This window comes from Alcanivorax sp. NBRC 102024 (assembly GCF_001602235.1).
Classification (GTDB): domain Bacteria; phylum Pseudomonadota; class Gammaproteobacteria; order Pseudomonadales; family Alcanivoracaceae; genus Alcanivorax.
Window position 1 is genome coordinate 150,671 of the sequence record NZ_BDAS01000004.1, and the last position, 14,920, is coordinate 165,590.

The 14,920-nt window shown below is 59.2% G+C and carries 8 protein-coding genes and 1 tRNA gene; 5 read left to right on the top strand and 4 right to left on the bottom strand.

The window, feature by feature from the left end; translation table 11 throughout:
- Nucleotides 1-34: 34 nt before the first annotated feature.
- The 3 genes from A0251_RS08655 to A0251_RS08665 form a co-directional block, all read right to left on the bottom strand.
- The gene (locus A0251_RS08655) at nt 35-1,315 is read right to left on the bottom strand and encodes a sugar transferase (RefSeq protein ID WP_062816457.1); all 1,281 of its coding nucleotides are present in this window, start codon (nt 1,313-1,315) and stop codon (nt 35-37) included.
- Nucleotides 1,316-1,789: 474 nt separating this feature from the next.
- Nucleotides 1,790-1,865: transfer RNA gene (locus A0251_RS08660), tRNA-Asn, on the bottom strand.
- 68 nt (nt 1,866-1,933) lie between these two features.
- A complete protein-coding gene (locus A0251_RS08665; protein ID WP_062816458.1) occupies nt 1,934-3,124 on the bottom strand; it encodes a pyridoxal phosphate-dependent aminotransferase in 1,191 nt (396 codons plus the stop codon).
- A gap of 231 nt (nt 3,125-3,355) precedes the next feature.
- Between A0251_RS08665 and uvrB the strand changes: the two genes are divergently transcribed.
- The gene (gene uvrB, locus A0251_RS08670) at nt 3,356-5,383 is read left to right on the top strand and encodes an excinuclease ABC subunit UvrB (protein ID WP_062816459.1); all 2,028 of its coding nucleotides are present in this window, start codon (nt 3,356-3,358) and stop codon (nt 5,381-5,383) included.
- A 175-nt stretch (nt 5,384-5,558) separates the two neighbouring features.
- Here uvrB and cysZ read toward each other — a convergent pair whose 3' ends face one another.
- On the bottom strand, nt 5,559-6,344 hold the full coding sequence (cysZ, locus tag A0251_RS08675; protein ID WP_062816460.1) for a sulfate transporter CysZ: 786 nt from the start codon (nt 6,342-6,344) through the stop codon (nt 5,559-5,561).
- A 573-nt stretch (nt 6,345-6,917) separates the two neighbouring features.
- Here cysZ and smc point away from each other — a divergent pair.
- The 4 genes from smc (at nt 6,918) to A0251_RS08695 (ending at nt 14,811) form a co-directional block, all read left to right on the top strand.
- Nucleotides 6,918-10,415: a chromosome segregation protein SMC gene (smc, locus tag A0251_RS08680; protein ID WP_062816461.1), complete on the top strand. Its 3,498-nt coding sequence runs from the start codon at nt 6,918-6,920 to the stop codon at nt 10,413-10,415.
- Nucleotides 10,416-10,473: 58 nt separating this feature from the next.
- Nucleotides 10,474-11,418 carry a cell division protein ZipA gene (gene zipA, locus A0251_RS08685; RefSeq protein WP_062816462.1) on the top strand — a complete coding sequence of 315 codons (945 nt, stop codon included), beginning with the start codon at nt 10,474-10,476 and terminating at the stop codon, nt 11,416-11,418.
- Between the two features lie 271 nt (nt 11,419-11,689).
- The gene (ligA, locus tag A0251_RS08690; protein WP_082810824.1) at nt 11,690-14,233 is read left to right on the top strand and encodes an NAD-dependent DNA ligase LigA; all 2,544 of its coding nucleotides are present in this window, start codon (nt 11,690-11,692) and stop codon (nt 14,231-14,233) included.
- Nucleotides 14,230-14,811 (top strand): transglycosylase SLT domain-containing protein, encoded by a 582-nt coding sequence (locus tag A0251_RS08695; protein WP_062816463.1) that lies wholly within the window; start codon nt 14,230-14,232, stop codon nt 14,809-14,811. The genes ligA and A0251_RS08695 overlap by 4 nt, the downstream gene beginning before the upstream one ends.
- Nucleotides 14,812-14,920 lie beyond the last annotated feature (109 nt).

The following is a 14,920-nucleotide window of genomic DNA, read 5'->3' on the forward strand; positions in this document are numbered from 1 at the left end:
CTTGCATTAGCGCTTAGGATCACAAAACAAAGCGCTACATCGCACCAAAGCCGGTCGCTACGGTTTTCAGGGTTCGCATAATGACCAGAAAATCCAGGCCTGGTGACAGGTTCTTGATGTAGTAGAAGTCGTGCTCGACCTTCTCCCGAGTTTCATCCGTATCTGTTGCATAGCCCTGATTTACTTGGGCCCACCCTGTGATTCCGGGTCTCACGATGTGTCTGTAGCTGTAGTAGGGCACTTCAGATTCGAACTTTTCCACAAAGCCGGGCTGCTCTGGGCGCGGGCCGATCAGGCTCATGTCACCCAGCAAAACGTTCAGGAATTGGGGTAATTCATCAATCCGGAATTTGCGTATAAATGCTCCCAGGCGGGTGATCCGGTGTGCATCCTGATCAGCGAATTGCGGGGTGTCTCCTGGGTTTTCTGAGGGTTTCATGGACCGAAACTTGTACATCTTAAAAACTTTGTTCCCTTTGCCAATGCGTTGCTGAACAAAGATTGCACTGCCGGGGGAGTCAATACGAATGAGTATGGCCATTATCAGGCATAGTGGGAGTAGTAGGGGGGCAGCAGCTACTGTCAGAAGAATGTCTGTTGCCCGTTTTGCCGCCAGGTAGACCGGTGACGGCTGGAGGCTGGCCAAGTCCGTGCTCTGTAGCGTGGCTAAATTGACTTTGCCTCTGATAGCTTCTTCTATCTGCCGGGCAGGAAGGACCGGAATACCAGCGATGTTGCAATGGCTGACAAAACGTATCCATTCATCTTCGAGGTCCTGATCCATGTCAACGACGATTCCGTCATAACGAGTTCCTGCGAGATCAGGAGACGGCAAGAGGCGGAATTCGACATTGCGGGTATCGGGTATTGCTTGCTGATCTTCAGAAGGGATGACTGCCAGCTTGAGCCTTCGGAAGCGCCGGCTGATTGCGATCGAAGCGCATTGCAGTGCGACAAGCAGCGATAGCCCAACCAATAATGAAGTGCGAGCATAGCCTAGGCGCAGTAGTAACACTGCGGTGACCATGATGGCGCCCGATATTGCGGTGGTTGCCAGGGTGTACGAGTAAGCTTTCCCGCCAGTAAATTTCCCAATGTTCTGGCTGAGGATAACGGATAGAAGGTAAGTGAGCAGCAGCCATAACAGTGTATAAGCTTGGTTTTCATCTTCTACCCATCTTTGGTAGCTCAGAAATTGCGCTCCAGCAGTCAGACTGAGTATTGCAATCATATGCCCCAGAAAGGGGTTAAGGAGGACCCTTTCGTACCAGCGATTGTGTCTGGAGGGTGAGGGGTTGACTGAGTCCTGTTGCATTACAGCACCGATCCTTGCTGGGTAGTTATCCGCTTAGGTTTGCACCGGAAAAGAGGGGGATTCTACCATGGTTATAGGTAACCACAATTTGGAGGCAGTTCCTGACGACGCTTTTGTGGGGGGGTGTTCGTAGAGTGGTGCGGTCTCAGGCGCCCAATCATTGGGACAAAGAAAAAGGGCCTATCCGATGGATAAGCCCTTTTCTTATTTGGCTCCGCCTGCTGGGCTCGAACCAGGTGAATTCGCTGAATTCACCAATGATTAACCGTCGACCGCAGGGCGACCAATCATTGGGACAAAGGAAAAGGGAAAAGGGCCTACCCGATGGGTAGGCCCTTTCTATTTGGCTCCGCCTGCTGGGCTCGAACTAGGTGAATTCGCTGAATTCACCAATGATTAACCGGCGGCCGCAGGGCGCCCAATCATTGGGGCAAAGAAAAAGGGCTTACCCGGTGGATAAGCCCTTCTCTTATTTGGCTCCGCCTGCTGGGCTCGAACCAGCGACCCAATGATTAACAGTCATTTGCTCTACCAACTGAGCTAAGGCGGAATGTCTTGAGGCGCGTATATTAGTGACGCCTTCCGGGGTCGTCAACACCCCGGAGGCGCGTTTGTTGCTTATTTAGCCAATGCTTGCTCGATACGGCGAATGGCTTCTTTCAGGGTGTCCATACCGACGGCGAAGGACAGGCGCATGCAGCCGGGTGCGCCGAAGGCGGAACCGGGTACCAGCGCCACTTCGGCGGTTTCCAGCAGCAGGGCGGCCAGGTCGGTGTCGGATTCCACGCCGTCCAGGTTGGCAATGGCTTCGGAGAAGTCCGGGAAGGCATAGAAGGTGCCGTCACCCTGGGCGCATTTCACGCCGGGCAGGGCATCCAGTGCTGCGGTCAGGTAGTCGTGGCGCTCCTTGAACGCTTTGACCATCTCGTCCACGCAACCCTGTTCGCCGGCCAGCGCGGCTTCTGCCGCTGCCTGGCTGATGGAGGCCGGGTTGGAGGTGGACTGGGACTGGACCTTCTTCATGGCCGCGATCAGCTTCTGCGGACCGCCGGCATAGCCGATGCGCCAGCCGGTCATGGAGTAGGCCTTGGAAACGCCATTCATGACCACGGTGCGGTCGTACAGCTCCGGGCAGGCGTTGACGATGTTCACGAACGGCTTGCCGGTCCACAGGATGTGCTCGTACATGTCATCGGTGGCGATGATGATGTCCGGGTGATTCTTCAGCACTTCACCCAGGGCGGCCAGCTCTTCGATGGAGTAGGCCATGCCGGAGGGGTTGGACGGGCTGTTGATCACGAACAGACGGGTTTTCGGCGTGATCGCCGCTTCCAGCTGTTCCGGGGTGATCTTGAACCGGCTGTTCACGTCGGTTTCGAGTACCTTGGGTACGCCGCCGGCAACCAGCACCATATCCGGGTAGCTCACCCAGTAGGGGGCGGGAATGATGGCTTCGTCGCCGTCGTTCAGCAGGGCCAGGGCCATGTTGAAGAAAGACTGTTTGCCGCCGCTGGACACCAGGATCTGGTTGGGCTCGTAGTCCAGGCTGTTGTCGCGCTTAAACTTGTCGATGATGGCCTTTTTCAGGCCGGGAGTGCCGTCTACCGGGGTATACTTGGTCTTGCCGGCGTTGATCGCTTCAATGGCGGCTTGTTTGATATGATCCGGGGTATCGAAATCCGGCTCACCAGCACCCAGCCCAATAATGTCTTTTCCCTGTGCACGAAGTTCACCGGCTTTGGCGGTGATGGCCAGGGTAGGGGACGGCTTGATGCGTTGTACGCGGTCGGAAAGGCTGATATCGGACATGCACTCCTCATTCGTCTAAAGAGTCGTATTGGCTGCGCTTTTGGCGCAGAAAGGGGAGTGGATTATACCGGAGGTTGTGGTGGATGTCCCGTATTCCCCGGCCTCATGAGAAAGGCCGATTCGCGATGCAAGCATCGCTTCCCACAGGGAAAACAACAGGTATTTTGTGGGAAGCGATGCTTGCATCGCGAATGCCCGCGGTAAGCTATTGCAGCAAGAGACTCGACACCCATGTCCGAAAGCCTTTTCAAGCTCCATTCCGATTACCAACCCGCCGGTGATCAGCCGAAAGCTATTGCCCAGTTGATCGAAGGGATCAATGACGGCCTGGGCCACCAGACTCTGTTGGGGGTCACCGGGTCCGGCAAGACCTTCACCATGGCCAATGTGATCCAGGAGACCGGACGGCCCACCCTCATCATGGCGCCCAACAAGACGCTGGCGGCCCAGTTGTACGGGGAGTTCAAGGAGTTCTTTCCGGAAAACGCGGTGGAGTACTTCGTTTCCTACTACGACTACTACCAGCCGGAAGCCTATGTGCCGAGCTCAGACACCTTCATCGAGAAGGATGCCTCGGTGAACGAGCAGATCGAGCAGATGCGGCTGTCCGCCACCAAGGCCATTCTGGAGCGGCCGGACACCATCATCGTGGCCACCGTGTCCGCCATCTACGGTCTGGGCGACCCGGCCAGTTACCACGCCATGGTGCTGCACCTGGTGCGCGGTGACCGTATTGACCAGCGCGAACTGCTGCGCCGGCTGGCGGAGCTGCAGTACACCCGCAACGAGATGGATTTCCGCCGCGCCACCTATCGGGTGCGCGGTGATGTGATCGATATTTTTCCGGCGGAAGAGGAAAAAGAGGCGGTTCGCATCGAATTGTTCGATGACGAGGTGGAAACCATCAGCATCTTCGACCCGCTCACCGGTGAGGTGATCAGGCGGGTAGGGCGCATTACCGTTTACCCCAAGAGCCATTACGTGACGCCCCGGGAGACCGTGCTCAAGGCCATCGAGATAATCAAGGAAGAGCTCACTGAGCGGTTGGCCGAGCTCAAGGAGCAGAACAAGCTGGTGGAAGCCCAGCGGCTGGAGCAGCGCACCCGTTTCGACATCGAGATGCTGCAGGAACTGGGCTACTGCAACGGGGTGGAAAACTATTCCCGGCTGTTCTCTGGCCGTGCCCCGGGTGAGGCGCCGCCGACCCTGTTCGACTATCTGCCGGAGGATGCCCTGCTGATCGCGGATGAGTCCCACGTGACCATTCCCCAGCTGGGCGCCATGTACAAGGGCGACCGTTCGCGCAAGGAAACCCTGGTGAGCTTCGGCTTCCGGTTGCCTTCGGCCATGGATAACCGCCCCCTCAAATTCGAGGAGTGGGAGCGGCTGGCGCCGCAGATGGTGTTCGTATCCGCCACCCCGGGCCCCTACGAGCAAAAATATGCCGGCCAGGTAGTGGAACAGGTGGTGCGGCCCACCGGCCTGGTGGACCCGAGGATCGAGATCCGCCCGGCAACCACCCAGGTGGACGACCTGCTGGGTGAGGCCAAGGAATGCATCGCCAAGGGGGAGCGGGTGTTGGTGACTACGCTCACCAAGCGCATGGCCGAGGATCTGACCGAGTACCTGAACGAGCACGGCATCAAGGTGCGTTATCTGCACTCGGACATCGACACCGTGGAGCGGGTGGAGATCATCCGCGACCTCCGGCTGGGCAAATTCGACGTGCTGGTGGGTATCAACCTGCTGCGTGAGGGCCTGGATATGCCCGAGGTGGCGCTGGTGGCCATTCTGGATGCGGACAAGGAGGGCTTCCTGCGCTCGGACCGCTCGCTGATCCAGACCATTGGCCGGGCAGCGCGGAACGTGGAAGGCCGCGCCATTCTCTATGCGGACAAGATGACCGGTTCCATGGAGCGGGCCATCGGCGAGACCGACCGCCGCCGGGAGAAACAGGAAGCCTTCAACAAGGAGCACGGCATCACGCCGCAGAAGCTCAACAAGAAGATTCGCGACATCATGGACGATAGCGGCGGCAGCCGTTTCGACCGCAAATACAAGGGCGACAAGGGCGACAAGGGCAAGAAGGTGGCCGAGTCAGCCTCGAAATACGAAGCCATGTCCCCGGCGGAAGTGGCCCGCGAGATCAAGGCCCTGGAAAACAAGATGATGGAGCACGCCAAGAACCTGGAATTCGAGGACGCGGCGGCGACAAGGGACAGGATTCATCAGCTGCGCGAGCTTGGATTCATGCGGTAACGTTTCTACAAGGTCGCTGTAGGAGCGCCTCTTGAGGCGCGAACCTTGCGCAGCAAGGAAATCGCCCGCAGGGCGATCAGGAATATCACCGCGTGACAGGTCTATCTAGAGAGATCAGGTTTTTCGTCGCGTCGTTTCCTCGCCAGGGCTCGGATTCGCGCCTCGAGAGGCGCTCCTACAGCGGCTTCGTGGAGGGTTCCGGGGTTTGCGGTGCCAATTCCTCCACCCAGATCAACGTCCCGGCAATCACCGCCACCGGCATGATGAACAGGTTCACCAGCGGCAGCATGGTCAGGCCCATGACCACGGCGCCGAAGGTGAGCACCAGCCAGCGTTTGGTTTTCAGGCGCTCCAGCATCACCTCGAAGGGCACCTGGCGGTTATCGGCACCGAAATCGATGTACTGCATGGCCAGCAGCCAGCCGGACCACAGGAACCAGATCACCGAAGCGAACACGTTTATCACCGGGATGAAGTAGACCACCATCACCACAAACAGAATCAGCACTGCCCGCCACAGCCAGTACCAGGTCTTGCGTATTTCCCGTTTGAAAGTACGCACGATCATGGCCGGAATGGATTCGTCGGGCATGGGGTGGCCGGTGGTCTGGATATCCACCTGCTCCGCCAGGAAGCCCATGAAGGGCGCCGCAATCAGCTGTACGCCGATGGAAAAGACGCTGGCGAACAGGGCCAACAGCAGGATCCAGACCAGGATAATGGCCGCGTCGATGAGGAAGTGCAGGGCCTCGTTGAGGAAGCTCAGCGAGCCGGTCAGTGCCCAGTCTGCCGTGGCCGAGGCGATCCAGCCGGCGATCCAGCTGCCGCTGAGCCAGTAGAGGCCACCGAAGACAACGATGTTGAAGATCAGTGGGACTACCACATAGACCCGCAGCTCCCGGCTTTTCGCCATGGTGACACTGCGTTTGAGATAGCTGATGGCATCGGCAACTTGAGACACGGCAAATCCTTGGCTGTGAGAAAGCAGCTACAAGCTACAAGCTACAAGCAGAAAGTGAAAAGGGAAAGCCCCTGCTGGGAAGTCCCATCCTCCCGTACCGTTGGAGCCTTGCTCGCAAGGCGAAGGGCTATCAGGGTCAGGTAGCCCCCGTTTCCGAGCCACTGGTCCACTGTTGGAGCCTTGCTTGCAAGGCGAACGCCTTGGCCGGGAGCTCTTCGCCTTGCGAGCAAGGCTCCAACGGGGGGCGGTGGAGGGAAGGGGTGGGCAGAGCGTGTGAACGGGGCCCGGCTTTTGCACTTGTTTTCAATTCGCCCCGAGCCCTTGTAGGAGCCCATGCTCGCATGGCGAATCGCCCGCCGACGGCAATATCGCCATGCAGCCATGGCGCCCGGAGGGGCCCGGTATTCTTGGCCTTATTGTAAACAGGGCGTTGCGGCTGATGAATTCAGTCCGGGTTGTCGCTAGACTTACCCCCTTTAATGCCCACGGTGCGCCGTAATCGCTTCAGGGGGCGGCGAAAATCCCTGTTTTCGCCCAATTTTTGGCCTGTTGGCCCGAGTTTAAGCAGACACTATGCGACTGAAATCCATAAAACTGGCCGGGTTCAAATCCTTTGTGGACCCTACCACCACCAATTTCCCGGAGAATCTCACCGCTGTGGTGGGGCCCAACGGGTGTGGGAAGTCCAATATCATTGATGCGGTCCGCTGGGTGATGGGGGAGTCCTCCGCCAAGCACCTGCGTGGCGAGTCCATGGCAGACGTGATCTTCAATGGCTCCAATGCCCGCAAGCCCGTGGCCCAGGCCTCCATCGAGCTGATCTTCGACAACTCCGACGCCACCGTTACCGGCGAATACGGCAAGTTCAACGAAATCTCGGTGAAGCGGCAGGTGACCCGCGACGGCCAGTCCAACTATTTCCTCAACGGCACCAAATGCCGCCGCAAGGACATTTCCGACATCTTCCTGGGCACCGGCCTGGGCCCGCGCAGCTACGCCATCATCGAGCAGGGGATGATTTCCCGGCTGATCGAGGCCAAGCCGGAAGAGCTGCGGGTCTACATTGAGGAAGCGGCGGGGATCTCCAAATACAAGGCTCGCCGCCGCGAGACCGAGAACCGCATCCGCCGCACCCGGGAAAACCTGGAGCGCCTCACCGATATCCGTGACGAGCTGGAGCGCCAGTTGGAGCGCCTCAGCCGCCAGGCCAGCGCGGCGGAAAAGTACAAGCAGTACAAGGAAGAGGAGCGCCTCAAGGGCGCCCAGCTCAAGGCCCTGCGCTGGAAAGGCCTGGATGGCCAGGTCAAGCAGCTCGACCACGTGATCGGCGAGCTGGATGTGTCCATGGAAGCCAAGGTGGCCGAGCAGCGCCATGTGGACGCAGAAGTGGAGCGCCTGCGTGAGAAGCACCACGAGGTGCAGGAACACTTCAACCAGGTGCAGCAGCATTTCTATGCCCTGGGCGCGGAAGTGGCCCGGCTGGAACAGAGCATCCAGCACCAGCGTGAACGCAAGCAGCAGCTCTATGAAGAGCTGGATCAGATCAAGGCCAGCTGGCAGGAATCCGATGAGCACCTGCGGGTGGACAGCGAGAAGGTGGCGGAACTGGACGCCATTCTGGCCGAGCGTGAGCCGGAGCTGGAGCTGATCAGCGAGCAGCAGGAAGCCTCCGCCGAGGCCCTGGCCCTGGCCGAAGAAACCATGCAGAACTGGCAGCAGGAGTGGGAGGAATTCAACGGCAAGTCCGGCGAATCCCGCCGCCAGGCCGAGGTGGAGCAGTCCCGTATCCAGCACCTGGAAAAATCCCAGGATCGCCTGAAGGACCGCATCGAGCGCCTCAGAAAAGAGCAGGAATCCCTGGATTCCGGCCCGCTGGCCCAGGAAATGCGCCAGCTGGAAGAGCAGGTAGAGCAGTATCGCGGCCAGTCGGAAGAAAACGAACTGCGCAGTGAATCCCTGCAGGAAGACATCAACCGCATGCGCCGGGAAAACGGCGACCGTGGCCGGCAGCTGGACGAAGCCCGCGAGAAACTGCAGACCCTGAAGGGCCGCCGCACCTCCCTGGAAGCCCTGCAAAAGGCTGCCATGGGCGACGACGGCGCGGTGAGCGACTGGCTTAACCGCCACGAACTGGACGCAGAGCCCCGCCTGGCCGATCAGGTGCAGGTGGACGAGGGCTGGGAAAAGGCCCTGGAAGCGGTGCTGGGCGACAGCATTCAGGCGGTGGCGATCAGCGGCCTGGATCAGGTCAGCGACTGGCTGGGCGATCTGTCCCATGGCCGCCTGGCCCTGGTCAGCCCGGCCTCGGTGAAGGGCTCAGGCAGCAAGGGCAAACTGCTCCGTGATCACGTTCAGGGACAGGTGCCGGAAGGCCTGCTGGCCGGGGTCTACGTGGCCGATGATCTCAACGCTGCTCTGGCCCTGCGCGGTCAACTGGACGCCTACGAATCCGTGGTCACCCGCGACGGTATCTGGCTGGGCCCGGACTGGCTGAAAGTGGCCAAAGAAGAAGACCAGGAAGCCGGTGTGCTCGAGCGCCGCCGCGAGCTGGATCAGCTGGAGGGCGAGATCGACACCCTGCAGGCCACCGTGGACGACCTGAAGGAACAACTGGAAAGCACCCGCGAGCAGATCGGCGAGCTGGAGGAAGAGCGCGAAGAGGTACAGCGCCAGGCCAGCCGTATCAACCGGGAGCTGGGCGAGATCAATGCCCAGGTCAGCGCCCGTCAGGTGCGCCTGGAACAGATCACCATGCGCCGCGAGCGCCTGGGCCGTGAGCTGGAAGAAGCCAACGAGCAGCACGCCCAGGAACAGGAACAGATGAAAGAGGCCCGGGCGGTGCTGGCGGAAGCGCTGGACGCCATGGAGGCGGACAGCGGCCAGCGCGAGGCATTGCTGTCCCGCCGCGATGAGCTGCGTCTGCGCCTGGACGAGGCACGCCAGAAGGCCCGCCATGCCCGTGACCAGTCCCACCATCTGGCCATGGAAGTGCAGGGTGCCCGCACCCAGGCGGATTCCCTGCGCCAGAACCTGAGTCGGCTGGAATCCCAGGTACAGGCCCTGGCCGAGCGCAAGGCGCTGCTGGAAGAGCAGACCAACGAGGGCGACGAGCCAGGCACCGAGCTGCAGATGCAGCTGGAAGAAAAACTGGAAGTGCGCCTGGAAGCGGAGCACAAGCTCACCGAGGCCCGCCGGGAACTGGAAGCGGTGGACCACGAGATGCGCAACCTGGAAGGCCAGCGCGGCCAGTTCGAGCGCCAGGCCCAGGAAATCCGCAGCACCATGGATCAAAAGCGGATGCAGTGGCAGGACCTGACCACCCGCCGCCAGACCGTGGCCGAGCAGCTGGGCGAGCACAACTTCGACCTGGATACGGTGCTGGAAAACCTGCCCGAGGACGCCAACGAGCAGGAATGGGCCCGGGAAATGGACATGATCGGCCAGCGCATTTCACGGCTGGGCCAGATCAACCTGGCGGCCATCGACGAATACCAGCAGCAGTCCGAGCGCAAAAACTACCTGGACAGCCAGAACGCGGACCTGGAAGACGCGCTCAACACCCTGGAAAACGCCATTCGCAAGATCGACCGGGAAACCCGGGCGCGCTTCAAGGAATACTTCGACCGCATCAACCGGGGCCTGCAGGAACTGTTTCCCAAGGTGTTCGGCGGCGGTCACGCCTACCTGGAGCTCACCGGCGACGATCTGCTGGATACCGGTGTGACGATCATGGCGCGGCCCCCGGGCAAGCGGAACAGCACCATTCATCTGTTGTCAGGGGGGGAGAAGGCACTGACCGCCCTGTCCCTGGTATTCAGTATCTTCCAGCTCAACCCGGCGCCTTTCTGTCTGCTCGATGAGGTGGACGCGCCGCTGGACGATGCGAACGTGGGTCGTTTCTGTAACCTGGTGTCGGAAATGTCCGCAAAAGTACAATTCATCTACATTACTCATAACAAGATTGCGATGGAGATGGCTGCTACCCTGATGGGGGTCACCATGCATGAGCCTGGTGTGTCCCGTCTGGTGTCGGTCGATGTGGAAGAAGCTGCCGAAATGGCGGCTATGTAAGGCAATCCGGTGCTGTCCGTAATGGTGGCACTTCAGCGCAAGCAAGGAAGATGAGGCAATGGGCCTGAATCTGGAAACACTGATTGGCATTCTGGTTATTCTGATCCTGCTGATCCTGGCGGATGGTGTCCGTCGTATGATCCGGGAGCGGCAGGGCAGACTGCGTATGCGTATCGACCCGCGTTACCGGGATGCCCAGGAAGAAGAAGCCGAGAAAAGCGACTATAACCCGGAGCTGATCGGCACCGCCCGCGTGGTGCGCCGGGCCATGGAAATGGACTCGCAGCAGCGGGCCGAAGCGCCGCCCACCATGATGGAGCCGGACGAAGAGGTGAATCCGCCCGCCACCGCTGAGCAGCAAAGTCTGTTTGACGGCGACCGGGAGCCTGAGCCGGCACCGGCGGATCAGGCCCCGGCCCCGCAATACCGCGAACCGGAGCGACAGCCAGAGCCTCCCCGTGAACCGGCCAAACCGGCGGTGGAGTCGCGACCGGTGGAAACGAAAGTGGTGGAACAGAAACCGGAAAGAAAGCCGGAGAGAAAACCGGAACGTCACCGCGAACCCCAGCCGGTGCTGGAAGTGATCGTGGTTCACCTGATTGCCCAGCGTGGTGCGCCGTTTGCCGGTAACGACCTGCTGCGACTGTTGCTGGAATCCGGTTTGCGCTATGGGCAGATGAACATCTTCCATCGCCATGTGAGCCTGGACGGCCGTGACGAGTTGCAGTTCTCCATGGCCAATGCGGTGGAGCCGGGCACCTTCGACCTGGACACCATGGAAGAGAAGACCTTTGCCGGTGTGACCTTCTTCCTGAAACTGCCCGGGCCGACGGATGCCCTGGGGGCGCTGGACAAGATGTTGTCCATCTGCCGCCGTCTGGCCAGCGAGTTGGAGGGCGACCTGAAGGACGAACAACACAGCGTACTGACGCCGCAGACCATGGAACACCTGCGTCAGCGGGTGCAGGAATTCGAGCGCCGTCAGCGGGTGCCGAGCGCGTAAGAACAGTAGCGAGTGACGAGTTTCGAGACGCGAAATACAACAGGTTTTCGCGATTTGTTACTCGTACCTCGAGACTCCATTGCCCATTGCGGGCTGCACCCTACGTATGATATGGCACCGTAGGAGCGCCGCTCTCTGTGCCCTGCGGGTATGAGGCGCGAAGCGGTGAAAGACGGCAACACCGATACAGCGCCGGTTCTCGTCTCAAGCAACCTCCTATAAAAGACAAGACACAGGAATACTCCGTCCCGTGAGCCAGCCTTCCCAAGACATCCTCCAGAAAGCCCAATCCCTGCGCGACCAGCTCAACGACTGGTCCTATCGCTATTACGTGCTGGATGATCCGGCGGTGCCGGATGCGGAGTACGACCGCATTTATCGTGAATTGCAGGCGCTGGAAGAAGAGCATCCATCGCTGGTTTCCCCGGATTCGCCCACCCAGCGGGTGGGGGATGTGCCGCTGGAGGTCTCACTTCAAGTTAAAAAGCTCCATGAAAGGCTGCACAAATGGTCTTTTCACTACTACAGCCTTGACGATCCTCTTGTACCAGATTCGGAATATGATCGGGCATTTAGGGAGCTTCAAGATCTAGAAGAACGCTTTCCATCAATTCGAACACCAAACTCGCCCACTGCTCGGGTAGGGAGCCCTCCGCTAGAAGCGTTCGAGACCGTCCAGCATCGGTTGCCTATGCTCAGCTTGCAAACTTTGACTGAGCGAGAACAACTTATCGCTTTTGATAATAGGCTGCGATCACTGTTTGATAAAAAATCAAAGAATATTGACCTCTTTGGTAGTGATCATGAGGAAGTTGAGTATTGTTGTGAGCTGAAGTTTGATGGATTGGCTGTAAGTTTGCTTTATGAAAAAGGTGAACTGGTTCAGGCAGCTACACGAGGTGATGGTCAAGAGGGTGAAAATATTACCCTAAATGCACGGACGGTAAGATCAATCCCTCTTAGGTTGCAGGGGCAAGGCTGGCCGAAAACCCTTGAGGTTAGGGGTGAGGTTTGCGTAACAAAGCACAAGTTTAATCTCTTGAATGAAAGACTAGAAAAAGAAGGCCAAAAAACTTTTGCGAACCCAAGAAACTTGGCAGCAGGCAGTATTCGTTTGCTTTCTTCCCAAACTGCAGCAACTCGGCCATTAGAGTTTAATACCTATGGAATTGGCTTCTATGAAGGTGGGACGGTTCCAGATAAGCAGAGAACGCGACTTACTTATCTTGAAAAGTTAGGTTTCAAGGTCGCGAAGGAAATTAGAAGAGCTAAAGGCGTAGACGAGTGCTTAAAGTATTTTGACGAGATAGGTAGTAAAAGAAAGGAGTTACCTTATGACATTGATGGTGTTGTTTTTAAGGTAAATGATGTTGAGTTGCAGGAAATAGCAGGATTTCGCGCACGTGAGCCAGCTTGGGCCGCAGCCCTCAAATATCCACCTTCAGAAGAGCTCACCGTGCTGAATGGCGTGGACTGGCAGGTGGGGCGCACCGGGGCCCTGACACCCGTGGCGCGGCTGGAGCCGGTGCAAGTGGGCGGCGTTACCGTGAGCAATGCCACCCTGCACAATATTGATGAAATTCGGCGCCTGGATATCCGCATCGGCGACACCGTGGTGGTGTACCGGGCCGGGGATGTGATTCCCAAGGTAGTGCGGGCCATCCCGGAGCGGCGACCGGCGGATGCCCGGGATATTACCCTGCCTCCCAGCTGCCCAGTGTGCGGCAGTGAGATTCTGCGTGGCGATGACCAGGTGGTGGCCCGCTGCACCGGGGGGCTGATTTGTGGCGCCCAGCAGCGTGAGGCCATCAAGCACTTTGCTTCACGCCGGGCCATGGATATTGATGGCCTGGGCGACAAGCTGGTGGATGCGCTGGTGGATCAGGAGCTGATTGCCACTGTGGCGGATCTGTACCGGCTCAAAGCAGAACAGGTAGCCGGCCTGGAACGCATGGGTGAGAAATCGGCGGATAACCTGATCGCCGCGCTGGAAGACTCCAAGACCGTGGGTCTGGGGCGTTTTCTGTTTGCCCTGGGGATCCTGCAGATCGGTGAAGAGACCGCCAAGAATCTGGCGGACTGTTTCGGCGATCTGGACGGTATCCGTCGGGCGCCATTGCTGTTGCTGCTGGCGGTCCCGGATGTGGGGCTGGAAGTGGCCAAGGCGATCGGCGCCTTCTTTGCCGAGGCAGATAATGAAGCCGTGATTGACGGTTTGCTGGCTGCCGGGGTGAATCCCCACTCCAGTGGCGAACCCTCTGCGGCCTTTGTGCACAGCCTGACCCTGGCGCATCTGCTGAAATCCGCCAAGCGGTTGGGCATGAATCTTGACGGTATCGGTGACAAGTCCCTGGAAACCCTGGGCAATCACTATCGCACCGTGGCCGAGCTGAGTGCCGGGGCCGCAGAAGGGGCTGGCGCAGAACCGAAGGGCGTGCGTTCCGGGGTGATGACGCAATTGCGCAAGGCGTTGGCGGACAACGGCTGGCAAGCTCGCTTGCAGGAAGCCGAAGCCATGGCGGTCGAGCTGGCCGCGCGGGCTCCGGCCCAGGCGGAAAGCCGTCCCCTGGAAGGGCAGACCTGGGTGCTCACCGGCACCCTGGAGCAATTCACCCGCGACCAGGCCAAACAGGGTCTGCAGCAGTTGGGCGCCAAAGTGGCGGGCTCGGTGTCGAAGAATACGTCCATGGTGGTTGCCGGTGCTGCTGCCGGTTCCAAGCTGGCCAAGGCCGAATCCCTGGGGGTTGAGGTCTGCGATGAGGCCGCGCTACTGTCCGTATTCGAACAACACGGTATTGATCCGGGAGCCTTATGAAAATCGGCCTTACCTTGCTGCTGGCGACACTGCTTCTGGGCGGCTGCGCAGGCACGCCTACCCAGACAGACAATGTCTGTGCGGTGTTTGATCAGCGAGGAGGCTGGTTCAACAACTGGTACAAGTACGCCAAGAACACGGAAAAGGAATACGGTGTACCGGTGCCGGTGCTGATGGCGACCATCTACAAGGAGTCCGGCTTTAATGCCCGGGCCAAGCCTCCCCGCACCAAGCTGCTGGGTTTTATCCCCTGGAAGCGACCTTCCTCCGCCTACGGCTATCCCCAGGCGCTGGATTCCACCTGGCAATGGTACCAGGACGCCACCGGCCGCCATGGTGTGGACCGGGATAATTTCAAGGACGCGGTGCGCTTTGTGGGTTGGTATCACTACCAGAGTCATCGAAAAAACGGTGTTGCCCGCAACGATACCTATAACCTGTACCTCAACTATTATGCCGGCCATGGCGGTTATGCCCGGGGCACCTGGAAGAACAACAAATGGATGAAAGGTGCCGCTCGCCGCACCGCCGACATGGCGAACCGCTACGCCGCCCAGATGCGCGGATGCGGGCGCTAACTGCGCCCGGTTAAATCGGAACAAGCGTTTTTGCTGTGGAAGCGTTGCTTGCTTCTCAAGTGGGGCTTCCTCTTCCTGCGCAAGGGACAGGGGGTGATGGGCCATTTGT